The organism is Clavibacter michiganensis (assembly GCF_002151125.1).
GTDB lineage: Bacteria > Actinomycetota > Actinomycetes > Actinomycetales > Microbacteriaceae > Clavibacter > Clavibacter michiganensis_C.
The window spans coordinates 38,240-59,188 of record NZ_MDJZ01000005.1 but is presented as its reverse complement, the minus strand read 5'-3'; the positions used below and the strand labels follow the sequence as shown (position 1 = coordinate 59,188).

At 74.1% G+C, this 20,949-nt stretch carries 14 protein-coding genes, 1 tRNA gene and 1 pseudogene; 8 read left to right on the top strand and 8 right to left on the bottom strand.

Annotated features, from left to right (window positions below; all coding sequences use genetic code 11):
• The first annotated feature begins 87 nt into the window (after positions 1 to 87).
• Together nudC and BFL37_RS02860 are read left to right on the top strand one after the other, a co-directional pair.
• Entirely contained in the window at positions 88 to 1,041 is a 954-nt protein-coding gene (gene nudC / locus BFL37_RS02865; protein ID WP_086513664.1) for an NAD(+) diphosphatase, read from the top strand.
• Between the two features lie 10 nt (positions 1,042 to 1,051).
• Positions 1,052 to 2,971, top strand: a complete 1,920-nt coding sequence (locus BFL37_RS02860) for an ATP-dependent helicase (protein ID WP_086513663.1) — start codon at positions 1,052 to 1,054, stop codon at positions 2,969 to 2,971.
• Here the strand turns inward: BFL37_RS02860 and BFL37_RS14665 are convergent.
• Both BFL37_RS14665 and BFL37_RS02850 read right to left on the bottom strand, forming a co-directional pair.
• A pseudogene (locus BFL37_RS14665) lies at positions 2,958 to 3,356 on the bottom strand (TOMM precursor leader peptide-binding protein); the annotation flags it as partial. The gene BFL37_RS02860 and the pseudogene BFL37_RS14665 sit on opposite strands and share 14 nt — an antisense overlap.
• Positions 3,357 to 3,903: 547 nt before the next feature.
• Positions 3,904 to 5,319, bottom strand: a complete 1,416-nt coding sequence (locus BFL37_RS02850) for a zinc-dependent metalloprotease (RefSeq protein WP_086513662.1) — start codon at positions 5,317 to 5,319, stop codon at positions 3,904 to 3,906.
• Positions 5,320 to 5,529: 210 nt separating this feature from the next.
• Between BFL37_RS02850 and BFL37_RS02845 the strand changes: the two genes are divergently transcribed.
• From BFL37_RS02845 to BFL37_RS02835, 3 genes are all read left to right on the top strand, one after another.
• Positions 5,530 to 6,621, top strand: coding sequence for a YlbL family protein (locus tag BFL37_RS02845; RefSeq protein ID WP_086513661.1), 1,092 nt, complete (start codon positions 5,530 to 5,532; stop codon positions 6,619 to 6,621).
• A 130-nt stretch (positions 6,622 to 6,751) separates the two neighbouring features.
• Positions 6,752 to 9,700, top strand: a complete 2,949-nt coding sequence (locus tag BFL37_RS02840) for a UPF0182 family membrane protein (RefSeq protein ID WP_172403726.1) — start codon at positions 6,752 to 6,754, stop codon at positions 9,698 to 9,700.
• Positions 9,701 to 9,859: 159 nt separating this feature from the next.
• Positions 9,860 to 9,933 (top strand) — tRNA-Met (locus BFL37_RS02835).
• Between the two features lie 84 nt (positions 9,934 to 10,017).
• Here BFL37_RS02835 and BFL37_RS02830 read toward each other — a convergent pair.
• The 5 genes from BFL37_RS02830 to lipB form a co-directional block, all read right to left on the bottom strand.
• On the bottom strand, positions 10,018 to 10,683 hold the full coding sequence (locus BFL37_RS02830) for a peroxiredoxin-like family protein (protein WP_086513660.1): 666 nt from the start codon (positions 10,681 to 10,683) through the stop codon (positions 10,018 to 10,020).
• A 118-nt stretch (positions 10,684 to 10,801) separates the two neighbouring features.
• The gene (locus tag BFL37_RS02825; RefSeq protein ID WP_086513659.1) at positions 10,802 to 12,523 is read right to left on the bottom strand and encodes an ABC1 kinase family protein; all 1,722 of its coding nucleotides are present in this window, start codon (positions 12,521 to 12,523) and stop codon (positions 10,802 to 10,804) included.
• Positions 12,520 to 13,095 carry a PadR family transcriptional regulator gene (locus BFL37_RS02820; RefSeq protein WP_086513658.1) on the bottom strand — a complete coding sequence of 192 codons (576 nt, stop codon included), beginning with the start codon at positions 13,093 to 13,095 and terminating at the stop codon, positions 12,520 to 12,522. Before BFL37_RS02820 ends, BFL37_RS02825 begins: the two co-directional genes overlap by 4 nt.
• A 128-nt stretch (positions 13,096 to 13,223) precedes the next feature.
• Entirely contained in the window at positions 13,224 to 14,213 is a 990-nt protein-coding gene (gene lipA / locus BFL37_RS02815) for a lipoyl synthase (protein ID WP_086513657.1), read from the bottom strand.
• Entirely contained in the window at positions 14,210 to 14,908 is a 699-nt protein-coding gene (gene lipB, locus BFL37_RS02810) for a lipoyl(octanoyl) transferase LipB (protein ID WP_086513656.1), read from the bottom strand. The genes lipA and lipB overlap by 4 nt, the downstream gene beginning before the upstream one ends.
• A gap of 104 nt (positions 14,909 to 15,012) precedes the next feature.
• Between lipB and BFL37_RS02805 the strand changes: the two genes are divergently transcribed.
• Both BFL37_RS02805 and BFL37_RS02800 read left to right on the top strand, forming a co-directional pair.
• On the top strand, positions 15,013 to 15,912 hold the full coding sequence (locus BFL37_RS02805; protein ID WP_086513655.1) for a siderophore-interacting protein: 900 nt from the start codon (positions 15,013 to 15,015) through the stop codon (positions 15,910 to 15,912).
• 110 nt (positions 15,913 to 16,022) lie between these two features.
• Positions 16,023 to 16,685, top strand: a complete 663-nt coding sequence (locus tag BFL37_RS02800) for a YitT family protein (RefSeq protein ID WP_086513654.1) — start codon at positions 16,023 to 16,025, stop codon at positions 16,683 to 16,685.
• Positions 16,686 to 16,722: 37 nt separating this feature from the next.
• Here the strand turns inward: BFL37_RS02800 and BFL37_RS14660 are convergent, their stop codons facing one another.
• Entirely contained in the window at positions 16,723 to 17,235 is a 513-nt protein-coding gene (locus BFL37_RS14660; RefSeq protein WP_241533817.1) for a DUF3817 domain-containing protein, read from the bottom strand.
• A 236-nt stretch (positions 17,236 to 17,471) separates the two neighbouring features.
• Between BFL37_RS14660 and BFL37_RS02790 the strand changes: the two genes are divergently transcribed.
• Positions 17,472 to 20,948, top strand: coding sequence for a sialate O-acetylesterase (locus tag BFL37_RS02790; RefSeq protein WP_241533816.1), 3,477 nt, complete (start codon positions 17,472 to 17,474; stop codon positions 20,946 to 20,948).
• The last annotated feature ends 1 nt before the right edge of the window (position 20,949 follow it).

Sequence of the window (20,949 nt, the reverse complement as noted above, 5' to 3'; positions counted from 1 at the left end):
CGGCCCCACACGCGCACCGTGGGCGGACCATCGGCCCCGCCGTCTCCGCCCCTCGGCCCGTCCGCCCCCGAAGTCGATTGGTCACCCGTGCTCGACAGCTTCCTCTCCCGTCTGCCCCTGTCCCGCGAGGGCGTCGACCGCGACGGCCTCAACCGCGACTCGCCGGCCCTGTTCGACGACCTGTGGGCGGACCCCGCCACGCGCGTCCTCCCGCTGCACGGCCACCGCGCGCTCGGATCCGCCGCCGACGGCCTGGCCGCCCTCGACCTGCTGACGGTCGACCGCGTCACCGCCGCGACGATCCGCATCTACCTCGGCCGCACCACCGTCGCCCACGAGGGGGAGCCTGCCGGCACGCCCGTCGTCGCCGCGGTGCTCACCGACGCCGCCGCGCGGGAGCTCGAGCCCGCCGAGGAGCGCTGGCTGGAGCTGCGCACCACGGCCACGCAGCTCGACGACCGCGACGCCGCGCTCTTCACGACGGCCCTCGCCACCGCGAACTGGCACGCCTCCCATCCGTTCTCGCCCAGGACGGGCGAGCCGACCGTCGTCGAGCAGGGCGGCTGGGTGCGCCGCGCCCCCTCCGACGGCTCGCAGGTCTTCCCCCGCACCGACGCCGCGGTGATCATGGGCGTCGTCGATGCGGACGACCGCCTGCTCCTCGGCGCCAACGCCATGTGGGGCGGCGACCGGTACTCGCTCCTCGCGGGCTTCGTCGAGCCGGGGGAGTCGTTCGAGGCTGCCGTGAAGCGCGAGGTGCTGGAGGAGTCCGGCGTCACCGTCGAGGACCCGCGCTACCTCGGCAGCCAGCCGTGGCCGTTCCCCGCGTCCGTCATGGTCGGGTTCCTCGCGCGCGTCTCCGCGACGAGCGGTCCCGCGACGCCCGACGGCACCGAGATCATCGACCTGCGCTGGTTCAGCCGCGCGGAGCTGCGGGCGTCGCTCGGCGAGATCGCCCTGCCCGGTCCGTCGTCCATCGCGCGCGCCATCATCGAGGAGTGGTACGGCGGACCGCTCGAGGACGGCGAGCGGGAGTGGTGATCCGCCGATCGTGACCGACCAGCTCGTCCCCGGCACGCCCGGGCGCGACCCCTACGGATCGGGCGCGTCCCGCCCCCTCCCCGCGCCCATCGCCGTCGGGCCCGCCGACGCGGCGCCCGACGAGGAGACGGCGGAGGCGCCCACCGCCGAGACCCTGCTCGAGGCGCTCGACGACCAGCAGCGCCTCGCCGCCCAGGCGCTCCTCGGCCCCGTCGTCGTCCTCGCGGGCGCCGGCACCGGCAAGACGCGCGCCATCACGCACCGCATCGCCTACGGGATCCAGGCCGGCGTCTACCCGCCCAACCGCGTCATGGCGCTCACCTTCACCTCGCGCGCCGCGGCCGAGCTGCGCGGTCGCCTGCGCGAGCTCGGCGCCGGTCCCGTGGCCGCGCGCACCTTCCACGCCGCGGCCCTCAAGCAGCTCAACTTCTTCTGGCCGCAGGTCGTCGGCGGCACGATGCCGCGCCTCATCGAGAGCAAGGGCCGCATGCTCGGGCACGCCGCGGAGTCGCTGCGCCTCCGGCTCGACACGGCAGCGCTCCGCGACATGGCCGCCGAGGTCGAGTGGCGCAAGGTCTCGATGATCTCCGTCGAGGAGTACGGCCTCGCCGCGCGCACGACCCGCACGCTCCCGCCGCAGCTCGACGCCGACCAGGCCGTCGCCCTGCTCCAGGCGTACGAGGACATCAAGGACCAGCGCCGCCAGCTCGACTTCGAGGACGTGCTGCTCGCCACCGCCGGCATGATCGAGGCGGAGCCCTGGGTCGCGCAGCAGGTGCGGGAGCAGTACCGCTTCTTCGTGGTCGACGAGTACCAGGACGTCTCGCCCCTGCAGCAGACGATCCTCGACCTCTGGATGGGCGACCGCCGCGACCTCTGCGTGGTCGGCGACGCCAGCCAGACCATCTACTCGTTCGCGGGCGCGAAGAGCGCCTACCTCCTCGACTTCGCCTCGCGCTTCCCCGAGTCCACCGTGGTGCGGCTCGAGCGCAACTACCGCTCGACCTCGGGCATCACGGAGGCGGCGAACCGGCTCATGCGCGGCCGGCCGGGGGCGCTCACGCTCGTCTCGGCGGACGCGGATCCCGACGGCGACGGCACGGGGACGGCCTCCCCGCCCGCGAAGGGCGGGGGATCCGCCGCCGTGCCCGGCCGCGGCGAGGGCTTCCGGGCGCCCCAGGTGAGCGCGTTCCCGTCCGACGGCGCCGAGGCGCGGGCCATCGCGGGCGCGATCGCCCAGCAGATCCAGTCGGGCATCGCGCCCGAGGACATCGCGGTGCTGTACCGGATGAACGGCCAGTCCGCCGTGCTCGAGCAGGCGCTCGGCGACGCCGGCGTGAGCTACCAGGTGCGCGGCTCCCAGCGCTTCTTCGACCGCCCCGAGATCAAGCAGGCGCTCCTCGCGCTCCGCGGCGCATCCGTCTCCATCTCCGGCGAGCCGCTGTTCAAGTCGGTGAGCGACGTGCTCCGCGGCCTCGGCTGGAGCCAGCAGCCGCCCGAGCAGCAGGGCGCCGTGCGCGACCGCTGGGAGTCGCTCGACGCGATCATGGGCCTCGCCGAGCGCATGCCCGCCGGCAGCACCTTCCGCGCCTTCACCGACGAGCTGCTCGAGCGCCAGGCCGGGCAGCACGAGCCGACCGTCTCGGCCGTCACGCTCGCGACCCTGCACTCCGCCAAGGGCCTCGAGTGGGAGCACGTCTACCTGATGGGGCTGAGCGAGGGGCTCGTGCCCATCAGCTACGCGCAGACGCTCGAGGCGGTGGACGAGGAGCGGCGCCTCCTCTACGTGGGGATCACGCGAGCGCGCTCCGGGCTGCGGCTGTCCTGGAGCCGGAGCGGACCCCATCGATCCGGTCAGCGGGAGCCGTCGCGGTTCCTGGCAGAGCTCGACACCCGCATCGCGGGTGGGGGCGCGAAGCGCGGCGCGTGATCCTGCCCGTCCGCACGTCGAGCACCGCCTGGTGCGTCGCGAGCGCGTTCTCGCCCGTCGTCAGCAGCCGGTCCGCGGGCCGGGCGGCGAGGGCCGCGAGCTCGGCGGGCACGAGCCCCGCCTCGGATCCGCTGTCGCGCCCGAGCAGCTGCGTCGCGATGGCGGGCCAGGCCGGATCCGCGTCGCGCCGCCCGAGGTCGAGGCAGTAGCAGCAGGCCGTCCGCCCCGGTTCGACCAGCGGGCCGACGACGGCGTGCCGGTCGCCGAGGACCACCGGCAGGTGCGGCACGTCCTCCCGGGACCAGCGCCCGTACACGGCCGGGGCGATGGCGAAGTGGGCGACGATCACGGCGAGGGCCGTGCGCGGATCGGCGTCGTCGGCCATGCGGCGCAGCGCCACGTCGTGCCCGGCGCGGGCGAGGGCGTCGGCGACGCGGTCCGCGGTCGGGCCGCCGCCGACGACCGCGACCGGGCCGGTGCGCGCCCGGCGGGGGAGACCCGGGTCGTCGCGGGACGCGGATCCCGGGTCGCGCGGCGGCAGGAGCGCCGGCCGCACCAGCTCGAGCAGCTGCGTCACGTGCGCGGGGCCGGCGCCCTCGGTCGCGGCGATCATGTCGAGCCCGCCGCGGCTGATGCCGTGGCGGAGCGCGTCGAGCAGCCGTTCGTCGAGCCGCGACACGTGCGTGAGCACGACGGGCGGGCGGTCGACGCCGAGCTGGAGGGAGTCCGGCGTGCGCCAGACGAGCGGGAGGCGGGGATCGATGCGGATGGCCATGGGCGCGGAGAGTGCCCGAGCGGCGTCGATCCCGCGGGGCGCGTCCACAGGCCGGATCCGCGAGGAGGCGTGGCGGAAGAGAGGGGAGCGGGGGGACGTGCGCGAGGCCGGCACCGCGGGAGCGGCGCCGGCCTCGGCGGGTGGTGCGGGTCGCGCCTCAGACGGGACGCGGATCCGTCCCCGGCGCCTCGTCCGGACCGTCGCCCGGCGTCTCGCCCGGCTCGGTGGCGCGGCCCTGGCCGTCCTCCACGGGGCGTCCGGCGTCGGATCCGCTCAGCAGGTCCTCGAGCGCCTGGTCGACCTCGTCGGGCTCGGGCTCGCCCTGCGTCAGGCGCGCGACGAGCGCGTGCGGCGCGTCGATGTCCTCCGAGGTGGGCAGCACGTCCGGGTGCGACCAGAGCGCGTCGCGCTGCTCGGCGCCGACGCCGTCGGAGACCGCCTGCCACATGGCCGCGGCCTCGCGCAGCCGGCGCGGTCGGAGCTCGAGGCCCACGAGCGTCGCGAACGCGGACTCCGCGGGCCCGCCCGTCGCACGGCGGCGGCGCACGGTCTCGGCGATGGCCGACGCGCGGGGGAGTCGCACGGTCGCCGCGGCCGTGACCACGTCGACCCAGCCCTCGATGAGCGCGAGCATGGTCTCCAGGCGGGCGAGGGCCGCGAGCTGCGCGTCCGTCTTCGGCGGGATGAGGGATCCGTCGACCATGGCCTGGCGGAGCTCCTCGGGGTTCGACGGGTCGAAGCCCTCCGCGAGCGACTCGAGCCGCTCGGTGTCGATGTGCACGCCCTTCGCGAACTCCGTGATGGAGGTGATGAGCTGCAGACGCAGCCAGCGGGCGTGGCGGAACAGGCGCGCGTGGGCGAGCTCGCGCACGGCGAGGTAGATCTGCACCTGGTCGTCCGAGACGTCGATGCCGTCGCCGAACGCCGCGACGTTCTGCGGCAGGAGCGCCGCCTGCTGGTCGTCGAGGAGCGGGATGCCCACGTCGCCGCCCGACACCACCTCGGTGGACAGCTGCCCGACCACCTGGCCGAGCTGCATCGCGAAGAGCGTTCCGCCGAGGTTGCGCATCATGCGGCCGGCGCCCGCGACCATGCCCTGCATCTCCTCGGGCGCGTTCTGCTGGAGCACCTCGGTGAGGGAGTCGGCGATGCTGAGCGCGACGGGCTCGGCGAGCTGGGTCCACACCGGCATGGTGAGCTCCGTCCACTGCGCGCGGGTGATGAGGCGCGGCGCGACCGTGAGCTGGCTGACGTAGGTGACCTCGTCGAGCCACAGCGCCGCGACCTGGAAGGCCTGGTCGAGCGGGGCGGACGCGGCGGCGGTGACCTGCGTCTGCTCGGCGGACGCGAGCTGCCGGGCGCCCTCGCGCGCGACCTTCCAGTCGACGCCGTCGCCGGTGTTGGCGAGCGCGCCCTGGAGCTGGGCGAGGAGCTGGCGGACCATCTCCGGGTCCTGCGGCAGACCCGCGGCCCCCGCGAGCTTGTCCGGGTCGATCTGCCCGTCGGCGCCGAGGAACCGCTCCAGCATGCGACGGAACTCGTCCTCGGGATTCGGGGTGGGCTCGTCGGCCATGGAGGGTCTCCCGGGGTGTCGAGGGGGTCCGGACCGCGGTGCCGCGGCCGGTGGATCCACGCTAGCCCGCGCCCACGGGAAACCCATCCGCATTCGCCTAGGCTGAGCCGTCGCGGCTTCCGCCCGCCGCGAACAGCGGCCGGCAGGGCCGCCCACGACACCGTCGACCGGCCGCCTGACGGCCCGACGCCCCGACCGCGAGGATCCCGGATGAGCCTGTTCGCCCAGCACGCCCCCCGCGCCCCCCGGCCTCCGCGCCGTCGCCGCGTCGGCCGCGTGCTCGCCGGCACGGGCGCCGTGCTCGCCCTCGCGCTGGGGCTCATGCCGTCGCCGTACGTCATCGAGCAGCCCGGGCCCGTGTTCGACACCCTGGGCACGAGCGACCACGAGGGCACCGAGCGTCCGCTCATCTCCATCCCGGACCGGACCACCTACCCGACGGACGGCCGGCTCGACATGCTCACCGTCAGCGTGGTCGGCAACCCCGCCCAGCGCCCCGACTGGTTCGCGGTCGTCTCCGCCTGGCTCGACCCGAGCCGGAGCGTCGTGCCGATGGAGGCCGTCTTCCCGGCGGACCAGACGGCCGAGGAGCGCGAGGCCCAGAACCAGGTCCAGATGACGGACTCGCAGCAGGACGCCGTGGCCGCCGCCCTCACCGAGCTCGGGATCGACGTGCCGCGCACCCTCCAGGTGCAGAGCGTCCTCGAGGGCTCCGCGGCGGACGGACCCCTCCGCGCCGGCGACGCGATCCGCACGGTCGACGGCCGGGACGTGGTCGACCTCGCCGACCTGCAGGCGCGCGTCGCCGCCGCGGGCACGAGCACGCCGCTGTCCTTCGGGATCACGCGCGACGGCCAGGACAGCACGGTCGAGGTCACGCCCGCGGAGCGCGACGGGCGCCCCGTCATCGGCATCGTCACGTCCACCGACTACGAGTTCCCGTTCGAGGTCGACATCCAGCTCGACGACGTCGGCGGGCCGAGCGCCGGCATGATGTTCGCGCTCGGGATCATGGACAAGCTGGAGGAGGGCTCGCTCACCGGCGGGAAGGCCATCGCCGGCACGGGCACGATCGACGCGGCCGGCACGGTCGGCCCCATCGGCGGGATCCGGCAGAAGCTCTTCGGCGCCGAGCGCGCCGGTGCCGAGTACTTCCTCGCGCCCGCGGACAACTGCGACGAGGTGCACGGGCACGTGCCCGACGGGATGCGGGTCTTCGCCGTCTCGACGCTCGACGACTCGCTCGAGGCGCTCGCGGCCGTCTCGACGGGCGGCGACCTGGACGCGCTGCCCACCTGCTGAGCCGACGGGATCCGCCCGGTCCACGAGAGGTGCCCCTCACCAGACGGGAACCCCTGATCGCTCGCAGGTACCTGGCAACCACCCCGCCTAGGATGAGGGCTCCGCTGTCCTACGACTCTGAGGCACATCTGTGACTAGCACATCCGCCCGGCCCGCCAGACGGAGCCGAGCCCCTCTCGCCATCACCGCGGCCATCATCGCCGCCCTGGTGATCGCGTTCTTCATCTTCGCCGGCTTCTACGCCGACGTCCTCTGGTACGACCAGCTGGGCTACCTGGGAGTGCTGCTCACGCAGTGGGGCGCGGGCATCGCGCTGTTCCTCGTCGGGTTCCTCGCCATGGCGATCCCCGTGTTCGTCAGCATCCAGGTCGCGTACCGCTCCCGGCCCGTCTACGCGAAGCTCAACTCGCAGCTCGACCGCTACCAGCAGGTCATCGAGCCGCTGCGGCGCCTGGCGATGTTCGCGATCCCCGCGGTGTTCGGCCTCTTCGCCGGCGTCTCGGCCTCGAGCGGCTGGCAGCGCACGCTGCTCTGGCTGAACCGCACGCCTTCGGGCACGACGGACCCGCAGTTCGGGCTGGACACCTCGTTCTACCTGTTCGAGCTGCCCTTCTACCAGGCGGTCGTCGGGTTCGCCTCCGCCGTCGTGATCATCTCCATGCTCGGCGTCCTCGCCACCAGCTACCTCTACGGGGCCGTGCGGTTCTCGGGCCGCGAGGTGCGGATCTCGAAGAGCTCCCGGATCCAGATCGCCGTGACGGCGGCCGTCTACTTCCTGCTGCAGGGCGTGAGCATCTGGCTCGACCAGTACTCGTCCGTGGTCAACACCGCCAACGGCGGGCTGTTCACGGGTGCCGCGTTCTCCGACGTGAACGCGGTGATCCCGGGTCGCGCGATCCTCGCCGGCATCGCCGCCGTGGTGGCGCTGTTCTTCATCGTCACGGCGGCCATCGGCCGCTGGCGCCTGCCCATCATCGGCACGGCGGGCCTCATCGTGGCCAGCATCCTCATCGGCACGGCCTACCCGGCCATCGTGCAGCGCTTCCAGGTGGAGCCGAACGAGCGCGCGCTCGAGTCGCAGTACTACGAGCGCAACATCGAGGCGACCCGCGAGGCCTACGGCCTGGCGGACATCGAGGAGATCCCCTACGACGCGACCACGGACACCACGTCCGGGGCGCTCCGCGAGGACGCCGCGACCACGGCCAACATCCGCATCCTCGACCCCGCGGTCGTGGGCGACGCGTTCAGCCAGCTGCAGCAGTTCCGGCAGTACTACCAGTTCGGCGACAACCTCGACGTCGACCGGTACCAGATCGACGGCCAGGTGCAGGACACGGTGGTCGCGGTGCGCGAGCTGAGCCCCGACAACACGGGCACGTCCTGGGTCAACCAGCACCTCGTCTACACGCACGGCTACTCGCTCGTCGCGGCGTACGGCACGCAGCGCACCTCGGACGGCCAGCCGGTGTTCCTGGAGTCGGGCATCCCCGCGTCGGGCGACCTGGGCGAATTCGAGCCGCGCGTCTACTTCGGCGAGAACTCGCCCGAGTACTCCATCGTCGGCGGACCGGAGTCCGGCGACAAGGTCGAGCTCGACTACCCGTCCGGCGAGGACGGCGCGGACGAGACCTACACGACGTTCCAGGGCGACGGCGGGCCGAAGGTCGACAACGTCTTCAAGCGGCTCATCTACGCGCTGAAGTTCCAGTCGGAGCAGATCTTCCTGGCCAACCAGATCAACGACCAGTCGCAGATCATCTACGACCGCGACCCCGCCGAGCGCGTGGGCAAGGTCGCGCCGTACCTCACGGTCGACAAGGACCCGTACCCCAGCGTGGTCGACGGCCGCGTGGTGTGGATCGTCGACGGCTACACGACGAGCGACCAGTACCCGTACTCGGAGCGCCAGGACATGAGCCGGCTCATCACCGACTCGCAGCAGACGCAGCCGCTCGTGCCGACGGACCAGATCAACTACATCCGCAACTCGGTCAAGGCGACGGTCGACGCGTACGACGGGAAGGTCACGCTCTACGCGTGGGACACCGAGGACCCGATCCTCAAGACCTGGCAGAAGGTGTTCCCCTCGACCCTCAAGCCGATCGCGGACATCTCGGGCGAGCTCATGAGCCACCTGCGCTTCCCGGCCGACATGTTCAAGGTGCAGCGCGCGGTCCTCGGCAAGTACCACGTGACCGACCCCGGCTCGATCTACTCGAACCAGGACCTCTGGACCACGCCGAACGACCCGACGGCCACCACGGAGGCGGGCACGCCCGCGAGCCTGCAGCCGCCGTACTACCTGACCATGCAGATGCCCGGACAGGACGCGCCGCGGTTCTCGCTCTACTCGACGTTCATCCCGCCGGCCACGCAGGACACCTCCCGGAGCGTGCTGACGGGCTACCTCGGGGTCGACTCGGACGCGGGCAGCACGGCGGGGGAGAAGGCGGCGGACTACGGGAAGCTGCGTCTGCTGACGCTGCCGAACGACGACACCATCCCGGCGCCGACGCAGATCCAGAACAACTTCAACTCCGACACCAACGTGGCGAACCAGCTCAACCTGCTGGAGCGCGGCGGACGCACGACCGTGGTGCGCGGCAACCTGCTGACCCTCCCGGTCGGCGGCGGCCTCCTCTACGTGCAGCCCGTGTACGTCCGGTCGACGGGCGACACGAGCTACCCGCTGCTCCGCAAGGTGCTCGTGGCGTTCGGCGACAAGATCGCGTTCGAGGACACCCTGGACGCGGCCCTCGACAGCATCTTCGAGGGCGACTCGGGTGCCACGGCCGGTGACGAGGACGTCGTGCCCACGACGCCCGCAGACGACGGCAGCGGCACGGAGGACGGCTCGACCGACGGCGGCACGGGATCCACGCCCGCGCCGTCCGAGACCCCGGCGCCCGCCGCGCCGGCGCAGGACGTGCAGGCGGCCCTGGCCGCTGCCGGTCAGGCGCTGCAGGAGCGGGAGGCGGCCTACGCGGCCAACGACCTGGTCGCTGCCGCGCAGGCCGACCAGCGCCTGACCGAGGCGCTGAACCGGGCCATCGAGCTCGGCGCCGCGCAGCAGTAGCGCGTCGGCACGACGAGGGCCCCGGCCGCACCCGCATCGCGGGAGCTGCCGGGGCCCTCGTCATCCGGGAGCGGCGGGCGCGGCGTGGACGGCCGGCCCGCGCGATCGTGCGCGGTGGTCATGAGCACCCCCGGAGGTCTGGTAACGTATTCCTCGTAGCGCGGGGTGGAGCAGTTCGGTAGCTCGCTGGGCTCATAACCCAGAGGTCGTAGGTTCAAATCCTGCCCCCGCAACAAGATGAAGGCCCGGTCTCCTGGAGACCGGGCCTTCTGCGTTCCCCGGGTGCGTCGTTCCCCGGGTGCGTCCGATCGCGCTCGCTAGCGAACGGGCAGGGCGTCGACGGCGGCGAGGATGTCCGGCACCTCGGTGCGGGTCGTGTAGTCGACGTGCACGTCGGCGAAGGCCACGCGGCGGTCGGCGTCCACGACGATGACCGTCGGGAACGGGATGTCGCCCGTGCCGTCCGCGTTGCTGTCGGCGACATCGAAGCCGAGCTGGGCGTGGGCCGCGCGGGCCTCGGCGGTCGGCTCGGTCACGAGGCCGAGCGCGCGCACGAACGCGTTGGACGGATCCGACAGCACCGCGAAGTCGAGGCCGCCGCCCGCGACGGCCTGCGCGCTGCCCTCCGGCGTCTGCGGGCTCACGGCCACGAGCGCCGCGCCGCGCTCGCGCAGGGCGGGCAGCAGCTCGGCCTGGTACTGGCGGAGGGTCAGGTTGCAGTACGGGCACCAGGCGCCGCGGTACAGCACGACGACCGCGGGGCCGGAGCCGAGGGCCGCGTGCAGGTCGACCGCCGCGCCGTCGGGATCCACGAGGGTCGCGGCGGGGAGCGCGTCGCCGGGGGAGACCGCGCCCGACGGGACGCCGCCCGCGCGGAGGGCGTCCTGCTCGGCCGCGAACACGGCGGACAGGTCCGGCCCGATCTGCTCCGCGAATCCGCGGTCGAACTCGGCGATCTGCGCCTGGATGGTCGTGTCGGTCATGGTGTCTCCTCGGTCCGTCGGGTCGGTGCGCTCACCGTAGGCGGGCGATCCGGGAGGGTCGCGGGAGCGGCGTCACACGGCGTCACGACCGACACCGAGCGGACAGGCGGGCCGACCGTCAGCGGCCGCGGCGGCCCGGGAGGAGCGCCTGCGCGAGCGGGATCACGGAGACGACGAGCAGGACGGTGCCGAGCACCTCGTCGTCGGGGCGGAGGAGGACGCCGCCCGCGAGGAGGCCGCCGAAGACCACGGCGGAGATCGCGCGGCGGAGGGTGCGCTCGAGCGCGCCGACGCGCCGTTCGAGGACCGGGTCGCTGATCGGGAGGGCGCCGTCGTCGATGCGCGTGAGCAGCGCGTCGAGCCGGCCCGGGAGGCGGGCCAGGGTGCCCGCGGTGTCGGAGACGCGCGTGCCGAGGTCCCGCACGACGTTGCCGCGCTCCTCGCGGATGAGGCGCTGCGCGTACGGCTCGACGGAGTCCCAGAGGTTGAACGCGGGATCCAGCGCGCTGCACACGCCCGACGTCAGCGACATGGCGCGGATGATGAGCAGGAAGTCGTCGGGGAGCTGGAACGGCAGCGTGCGCACCACCTCCTGGAACTCGTTCGCGAACGCGCGGAACTCCCGCGGATCCACCTCGCGCAGCTCGGCGAAGCCCAGGCCGCCGAAGCGGGCGAAGAGGCGGGTCATGGCGAGCTCGAGCTGGGTGGTGTCGGCGGACGGCAGCAGGACGCCGATGTCGCGCGCGGCGTCCACGAGGCCCTTGCCGTCGCGCGACGCGGCGGCGATGAGCATCTTGCGGAGGCCCCGGCGGGTGCTCGGCGGGACCTCGCCCATCATCCCGAAGTCGATGAAGGTGAGCGTCCAGCCCTGCTCGACGGAACCGTCCGTCACGGGCGTGACGAAGACGTTGCCGGGGTGCGGATCCGCGTGGAAGAAGCCGTCGGCGAAGAGCTGGTCGAACATGACGGCGGCGAAGACCGGCGCGACCTCGACCGGATCTATGCCCGCGGCGAGCAGACCTGCGTGGTCGGTGATCTTGATGGCCGTCACGTCCTCGAGCGTGAGCACGCGCCGGGTGCTGCGCTCCCAGACGATCTCGGGCACGGCGACGCGCTCGTCGCCGGCGAACATCTCCTGGAAGCGGGCCGAGCTGCGGGCCTCGTGCAGGTAGTCGATCTCCTCGAGGCTCGTCTCGGCGAACTCCTCGACGAGGGCGGGCGCGTCCACCCGGTCCGAGACGAGCCGCACGTGCGTGAGCCAGCCGCCGATGCGACGGAGGGCGGCGAGGTCGATGCGGACGATGTCGTCGATGCCGGGCCGCTGCACCTTGATGACGGCGCCCGTGAGGCCGGTGTCGGCGGAGTCGAGCGGCCCGAGGATCGCGCGGTGGGCCTGGCCGAGGGAGGCGGCGGCCACGGGTGTCTCGTCCACCCAGGCGAACGCGTCGGCGAGCGGGATGCCCAGCTCCCGCTCCGCGAGCGCGCGGATCTCCGGGAACGGGACGGCGGGCACCTCGTCCTGCAGGTCCTCGAGCTCCGCGGTGATCTCGGGCGGCAGCACGTCGAGGCGCGACGACATGAACTGGCCGACCTTGATCATGAGTCCGCCGAGCTCGACCGCGAGCACGCGGAAGCGGCGGGCGAAGAGCTTCATGCGCCGGGTGCGGGTGCGGTCCGCGATGCGGCGGAGTCCGACTCGGGGGAGGAAGAGCTCGTACCACCAGGTGACCGCGAGGTTCCAGGCGGCGAAGCGGAGGATGCGGCGGTAGCGGGCGCGCGTCTCCGGGGCGTCGGCCTCGGGTTCCGCCCCGGGCGCGGCGCCGGCCGTGGCCGCGGTCACTCCGGGGCGAGGATCGCGTAGAGGCGGCGACGGGCCGCGTCGAGCTTGGTCACGGCCTCGGCGACCTGCGCCGGGGTGCCCGACCGCTGCACCTGCGCCGCGGCCTGCGCCAGCGAGAGGCCGGCCTTGGGGAGGGCGGAGCGGTCGTGGCGGTCGTGCGCGTCGTGTCCGTGCGCGTCGGTGGCGTCGGCCCACGGCGCGGTGATGCCGTCGCGCGCGACCGCCGAGCGGCCCGCCTCCGTGAGCGCCCAGACCTTGCGGCCGTCCGTGGTCTCGGCCGCGATGAGGCCCTCGTCGGCGAGGAGCTGGAGGGTGGGGTAGACCGCGCCGGCGTTCGGGCTCCAGGCGCCCTGCGTGCGCTCCTGGATCTCGTGGATGATGCGGTAGCCGTGCATGGGCTCCTCGCTGAGCAGCGCGAGCACCGCGTGGCGCACGTCGTGCGGGCCGGCGCCGTGGCCGGTCGTGGCGTCGTCGCGCTTCTCGAAGCGCGCGCGCAGCGACTCCATGGCCTGCCACACGCCATCGGCGGCGTCTCCGAAGGCGGATCCGGCGGTGGGGGACGATGCGGCCATGACGAGCTCCTAGCTGTGGGACGTGCGCGGTGGATCCGACGATAGGCCGCGGACCTGGCCGCGCGCCCGGGTGGGGCCGCTTCGTCAGCGACCCGACAGGTCCGGGCTCGGGGGAGGGGCGGCCGCGCTCAGCCGACGGCCTGCGCGAAGCCGTTCGCGGGATCCGCGAGGTGCGCGAGACCCGCGGGGAGCTCCCGGCCCTTCGCGCTCATCGACTGCGCGTACAGGCGACCCGCGCGATACGAGGAGCGCACGAGCGGGCCGGCGAGCACGCCGAGGAACCCGATCGCCTCCGCCTCCGCCTTGATCTCGACGAACTCCTCCGGGCGCACCCAGCGGTCGACGGGCAGGTGCCGCGGGCTCGGGCGCAGGTACTGCGTGACCGTGATGATGTCGCAGCCCGCGTCGTGGAGATCCCGCAGCGCCTCGGAGACCTCCTCGCGCGTCTCGCCCATGCCGAGGATGAGGTTCGACTTCGTGATGAGGCCCGCGTCCCGCCCCTGCGTGATGACGTCGAGCGAGCGCTCGTACCGGAACGCCGGGCGGATCCGCTTGAAGATCCGCGGCACCGTCTCCACGTTGTGCGCGAAGACCTCGGGGCGGGAGGAGAAGACCTCGGCGAGCAGGTCGGGGTTCCCGGAGAAGTCGGTGGCGAGGATCTCGACGCCGGTGCCGGGGTTGTCGGCGTGGATCCGCCGCACGGTCTCGGCGTGCAGCCACGCGCCCTCGTCGGGCAGGTCGTCGCGCGCGACGCCCGTCACGGTCGCGTAGCGGAGGCCCATGCGCTTCACCGAGTCGGCGACGCGGCGCGGCTCGTCCCGGTCGTAGTCGGCGGGCTTGCCCGTGTCGATCTGGCAGAAGTCGCACCGGCGGGTGCACTGGGACCCGCCGATGAGGAACGTCGCCTCCCGGTCCTCCCAGCACTCGTAGATGTTCGGGCAGGCGGCCTCCTGGCAGACGGTGTGCAGGTCCTCCGTCTTCACGAGCTGCTGGAGGGCCTGGTACTCGGGCCCCATGCGGGCCCTCGTCTTGATCCACCCGGGCTTCTTCTCGATGGGCGTCTCGGCGTTGCGGACCTCGAGGCGGAGCATGCGGCGTCCGTCGGGCGCGGCGGTCATGCGCGGGCTCCGGCGACGGGGAGGAGGGGAGAGGCGGCGGGCATGGCGGATCCGTTCGAGAGGGTGCGCACGAGGTGCGGGCGGAGGAGGGGGACGACGTCGGCGGGCGTGACCGTGCGGCCGAGGACGCGGCTGAGGGATGTGACGCCGGCGTCGCGGATGCCGCACGGCACGATGCGGTCGTAGGCGTCGAAGGCGTTGCTGCAGTTGAGCGCGAAGCCGTGCATGGTGACCCGCTCGGCGACGCGGACGCCGATGGCGGCGACCTTCTCGTCGCGCGGGCTCCCGTCGGGTGCGCCGCCGCGCATCCAGACGCCCGAGCGACCGTCGACGCGGCACGACGCGATGCCGAGGTCGGCGAGGAGGGCGATGAGCGCGTCCTCGAGGCGGCGCACGTGGGCCACGACGTCGAGGGGCTCCGGCAGGCGGACGATCGGGTAGCCGACGAGCTGGCCGGGACCGTGCCAGGTGATGCGGCCGCCGCGGTCCACGTCGACGACGGGGGTCCCGTCGCGCGGCCTGTCCCCGGGCTCGGTGCGCCTCCCCGCGGTGTACACGCTGGGGTGCTCGAGGAGGATGACGGTGTCCTGCGCCCGGCCCGCGACGACGTCGGCATGCAGGGCACGCTGACGCTCGAGGGCCTCGATGTACGGCACGGAGTTGGCGCTTAGCCCCGTGACGACGATGTCGACCACGGGGTCAGTGTAGGCGCACGGTCCGCGAGGGCCACGGTGCGCGTCGGCTCGCGACGCGGCCCGACGTTGCCCGGGGACGCGGGGGAGCGGAGGATGGGTCCTCGATGACCGACTCCGCCGCACCCGCCGCCCTGCCCGTCCCTCCCTCCGCCGACCGCCCCGTCCGCGCTCCCCGGGCCCAGCACGTCCTGGAGGTGATCCGCACCGAGCTCCTCACGCCGCACCTCGTCCGCGTGCACCTCGGCGGGGAGGGGACGCGGACGCTGCTGGAGCAGGCGGTCCCCGAGCGGCTCGCGTCGACCGACGCCTACGTGAAGCTGATGCTCCCGCAGCCGGGGTCCGGCGTCGTGCCGCCGTTCGACCTCCCCGCGCTGCGCGCCGCCCTCCCGTCCGAGGCGCTGCCCGCCGTGCGGACCTACACGCTGCGGCACGCGGACCCGGTCGCGGGCACGGCGGCGATCGACTTCGTGGTGCACGGCGACGACGGGCTGGCGGGGCCGTGGGCGGCGAGGGCGCGGCCCGGCGACCTGCTGGCGGCGAGCGGCCCCGGTGGCCTGTTCCGCCCGAGCGACGACCCGGGGGTGGCGCGGCTGCTGATCGGCGACGACTCGGCCGTGCCCGCGATCGCCGCGGCGCTCGCCGCCATGCCCGCGGATGCGCGCGGCGTGGCGCTCCTCGAGGTGGGCGGGCCCGACGACGAGCTGGGGCTCGAGCATCCCGCGGGCGTCGAGGTGCGGCGGATCCACCGCTCGCGCGTCCCCGGCGCCGTGCCCGGCGCGCTCCTCGTCGACGCGGTGCGCGGGCTCGCGCGGCCGGGCGGCGAGGTCGAGGTCTTCGCGCACGGAGAGCGCGGGGCGATGAAGGAGCTGCGGGCGATCCTCCAGGACGGCTGGGGCATCGACCGGCGAGCCCTGTCGCTCTCCGCCTACTGGGCGCTCGGCCGCGCGGAGGACCGCTTCCAGGCGGAGAAGCGCGAGCCGGTGGGGGCGATCTTCGCGGAGTGACGCATCGGGCGGGCGTCGTCCGGCCGCGCCCGCATCCGCCATGCTGTTCCCTGCGCGTGATGCGGCACGACCGCCCGCGCGGATCCCGTCCCCCCACCCCGGAGACCGCCATGACCGCTTCCGCGTCCGAGCCCCTGCCCGCGCCACCCGTCGTCGTCCCCGGCGAGGCGACCACAGCGGGGATCCCGCACTCCGTGGCGGAGGACGTGCTCGGCATCCTCACCGGGACCTTCGTCGCGTCGTTCGGGCTGTTCCTGCTGCGGGACGCCGGCGCCGTCACGGGCGGCACCGCCGGGCTCGCGCTGCTGCTGAGCTACACGGGCGCGCTGCCGTTCGGCGTGCTGTTCTTCGTGGTCAACGCGCCGTTCTTCGCGCTCGCGGTGTGGAAGAAGGGGTGGCGGTTCACGATCCGCACGGCCATCTCGGTCGCGCTCGTGTCCCTGTTCTCGACGCTGCACCCGGCGATGGTGACGGAACTCGACCTGCAGCCGCTCTACGGCGTGCTCGCCGGGAACCTGCTCGTGGGGATCGGGCTGCTCGTGGTCTTCCGCCACGGATCCAGCCTCGGCGGGTTCAACATCGTCGCGCTGATCGTGCAGGAGCGCTTCGGGTTCCGGGCCGGGTACGCGCAGATGATCCTCGACGTGATCGTGATCCTGCTCGGTCTCACGGTCGTCGACGTCCTGGGCGTCGTGTGGTCGGCGCTCGGCGCGGTGCTGCTCAACCTGGTGCTGGCGCTCAACCACCGACCGGGGCGCTACACCGGGATCTGATCCGAGGACGGATGCGATCGGCGGGTGCGACCGGGGTTCAGGCGCGGGAGGCCGTGCCGCCCGTCCTCGACCCGGCCCGCGCGCCCGACGTCGCGTCGTGGACGCCGTCGGCGGGCTGCCGCAGGTACCCGCGGCGACGCAGCCCGATCTCGAGCGGGAGCGTCGCGAGCGGCGGGATCGCGGCGACACCGGCGAGCAGCGCGGGCTTCCAGCCCCAGCGCAGGTGGATCGCCGCGACGGCCGTGACGATCACGTACAGCACGAACGCGGCGCCGTGCAGGCGGCCGAAGACGTAGACGCCGAGCTCGGTGCTCTCCGTCACGTACTTGAGGAACATGCCGACGAGGAGGCCCGTCCAGGTGATCGCCTCGACGATCGCGACCACGGCGAAGAGGCGGCCGACGCGCGACGGGCGGTCGGAGCGGTCGGGCGTGCCGCGCACGAGCGCCGCGAAGCCGGCAGGAGGAGCCGAGGAGGAGGCGGACGATCCCACGGGACGGGCCCCGGTCTCGGCGGTCGGGGCGGCGTCGGGGTGCGGGGCGTTCGTCATGGGGCCTTCCGGGGCGGGGGGATCCACGGGGATCCGACAGGCGGGGCAGGTCGGCTCCCACGTTACGCGGCGGGGTCGTGCGGGAGCTGTGGGCGGCGACGGGGCGGGCGTGCCGTCCCGTCGTCGACGACCCGGCGATGGGGCATGTGCGTCGCCTGTGAACGAGGCGTGCGGGAGGTGCTGGGCGGACACGTGTCACGCAGCACCGTCGCGGTGTGCGAGCATTTCGACATGAGGTGGAATTCACCTCGACGATCTGGGGGGATCAATTGGGGGAGCACCACTCTGCCGTCCGCCGTGCCTCGACACGGGGGACGCGCACCGCATCCGCACGCGCACGACTCATCGCCGCCGTCACGGGGCTCAGCCTCGGGGTGACGCTGCTCGTCGCCGTCGAGCCGACCGCGGCCCCGGCCGAGGCCGCGACGCCCGGCTCCGCCGCGTCGTCCGCGCGCGTCATCGTGCCCGGCACGAGCGTCTCGCCGACGGCCGCGACCGACGGCGCGGCGACCACGGCGTCGATGATGCGCCTGCTGCAGGCCGCCGCCGCCTCGCCGTTCACGGCCACGCCGGCGCCCGTCATCATCGGCAAGGCCGCGATCGGCCAGCGCCTGCTCGTCACGACCGCGCGCTGGACGCCGACCGCGACGACGAGCAGCTACGCCTGGATGGTCGACGGGGTGCCCGTGAGCGGGCAGACCAGCACCGCGTACACGGTGCGCGCGGCCGATGCCGGATCCGTCATCACGGTCGCCGTCACGGGCAGCCGCTCCGGCTACGACACCAGCACGCAGACGAGCGAGCCGACCGCGACCGTGCCCACGCCCGTGGTCGCCGACTTCGCGGCCGCGCCCGATCCGACGATCACGGGCACGCCCCGGGTCGGCTTCACGCTGATGGCACGATCCGGCACCTGGAGCCCGTGGCCGTCGTTCTCGTACTCCTGGAGACGCGACGGCGTGCTCATCGCCGGCCAGACGGGCGCGTCCTACCGGGTCACCGAGGCCGACCAGGAAGCGGCGATCGCCGTGACCGTCACCGGCACGAAGACCGGATACGCGACGACCTCCGTCACCAGCGAGGGGATGACGGTGCCGGCGGCGCCCGAACCGACCGCCGCGCCGACGCAGGCGCCCGCGCCGGCCCCGACGCCCGAGCCCACCGAGGACCCGGCCCCCGCGCCGACCGTCGCGCCGACCCCGACCCCGGCCCCCGCGCCGACGCCCGCACCGACGGTCGAGCCGACGCAGGCGCCGACCCCGACCCCGACGGCGGCGCCCACGACCGCGCCGACCCCCGAGCCCACGACGCCCGCCGAGATCCCGTTCAGCGCCGCCGCGACGCCCACGATCGCGGGCACCGCACGGGTCGGCTTCACGCTGTCCGCGCGCGCCGGCATCTGGACCCCGTGGCCCACGTTCTCCTACGTCTGGCTCCGCGACGGGGTCGTGATCCCCGGCCAGACCGGCGTGACCTACCGCGTGCAGGCCGGGGACGCCGGATCCCGCATCAGCCTCGCCGTGACCGGCACGAGGACCGGCTACGCGACCCGGACGCAGACGAGCGGCGAGCTGCAGGTCCCGGCCGCGACGACGCCGACGCCCACCCCGGCGCCGACGACGCCCGCCCCGACCCCGACGCCGGGCACCCCGACGCCGGGCACTCCGACGCCGGCGCCGACGACGCCCGTCCCCACCCCGGAGCCCACCGCCCCGTCCGAGGACGCTCCATTCGCGGCCGCCGCGACCCCGACCATCGCCGGCACCGCCCGCGTCGGCTTCACGCTGTCCGCGCGCGCGGGCGTCTGGACCCCCTGGCCGACCTTCTCCTACCAGTGGACCCGCGACGGCGTCGCGATCGACGGCCAGACCGGCGTCACCTACCGCCCGCAGGAGGGCGACCAGGGCGCCACCATCGCCGTGATCGTCACCGGCACGAAGACCGGGTACGTCACGCGGTCCACGACGAGCGAGGGCCTCCTCGTGCCGCTGCCCGAGGTCGCGCCCGAGCCGCCCGCGCCGGAGCCCGACCCCGAGCCCGTCCCGGACGTGGCCTTCGAGGCGGCCGGCGACCCGTCCATCACCGGCCTCGGCCGCGTGGACTTCACGCTCACCGCGCGGTCCGGCACCTGGTCGCCGTGGCCGTCCTTCTCCTACGCGTGGATGCGCGACGGCGTCGTGATCCCCGACCAGACCGGTCCGAGCTACCGCGTCGTAGCCGGCGACGTCGGCACGGGCATCTCCGTCGCCGTGACCGGTACGAAGACGGGCTACATCACGCAGACGCGCACGAGCCCGGCCGTCGCGGTCGTGGAGACGCCCGTCACCCCGCCGCCGCCCGCCCCCGCCGTGCCGTTCGAGGCGACGACGGTGCCCGTGATCCAGGGCTCGCCCGTCGCGGGATCCCCGCTGCGCGCCGAGACGCCCGCCTGGACGCCCGAGGCCACGACGTACTCGTACGCATGGGCCCGCGACGGCGTGACCGTGCGGGGCGCGACCGACGCGACGTACGTCGTGCCCCGCGGGGACGCCGGGTCGCGCATCAGCGTGACCGTCACCGGATCCCGCTCCGGCTACCAGGACGCGAGCCGCACGAGCGAGGCCACCGCGGCCGTCGTGGACGCGCTCGACGTGCCGCCCGCGACGCCCGCGCCCGCCCCCGGCGACGAGCCGTTCGCGCAGGCGCCGACCCCGAGCATCACGGGCGAGGGGTCCGTGGGATCCACGCTCACCGCCGAGGTGCCCGCGTGGACGCCCGCCGCGACCGCGGTCTCCTACGTGTGGAAGCGCAACGGCGTCGTGGTGCCCGGCCGGACCGAGTCCACGTACGTGCCGGCGCCGCGCGACGCGGGATCGCAGGTCACCGTGACCGTCACGGGTCGGGCCGACGGCTACGCGCCGACGTCCCGCACCTCGGCAGCGCGCCCGATCGCGTCGACCGGCGAGGGCTACGACGTCGTCGTGATCCTCGGCCAGTCCAACGCGCAGGGCGTCGGCACGGGCTGGGACCCGTCGGTCGACGTGAGCGTGCCCGGCCTCGACCAGCTCGCCGGCAGCGGCGCCAAGGCCGGGCAGATCGTGCCCGCGAAGGACTCGCTGAGCCACGTGACGACCTGGACGACCTCGGGCGGCGTGCAGGCGGTCGGACCCGGGATGGAGCTCGGCCGGCACATGCTCGCCGACGCCCGCCCGGGCCGGAAGGTGCTGCTCGTGCCCGCCGCCATGGCCTCGACCTCGATGACGGGCGACGGCGCGTACGCCTGGAACCCGTCGGACACCCGCTCGCGGACGAACCTGTTCACGCGCGCGCTCGGCCAGATCGACAAGGCGCTCGCGCAGGATCCCGACAACCGCCTCGTCGCGGTCGTCTGGGCCCAGGGCGAGTCGGACGCCACGCGCACGAACGAGCAGGGATACCAGACGATGCTGCTCGACCTCGTGGACCGGCTGAACGCGCGCTACGGCGCGGTGCCGTTCCTCATCGGCGGCATGGTGCCCGAGTGGCTGAACCAGTCGCCGATGCGCCAGGCGATCGACAGCGCGCAGCAGGGCATCCCCGCGCTGCGGGCGAACGTCTCCTACATCCCGGGGGCAGCGGGGCAGAACCGGAGCGAGGACCTGATCCACTACACGGCGGCCGGCGCGCGGCTGATGGGCGACCGGTACTTCGCCGCCTACCAGCGGGCGACGGGGGCGGTGCAGCTGCCGGGCTAGG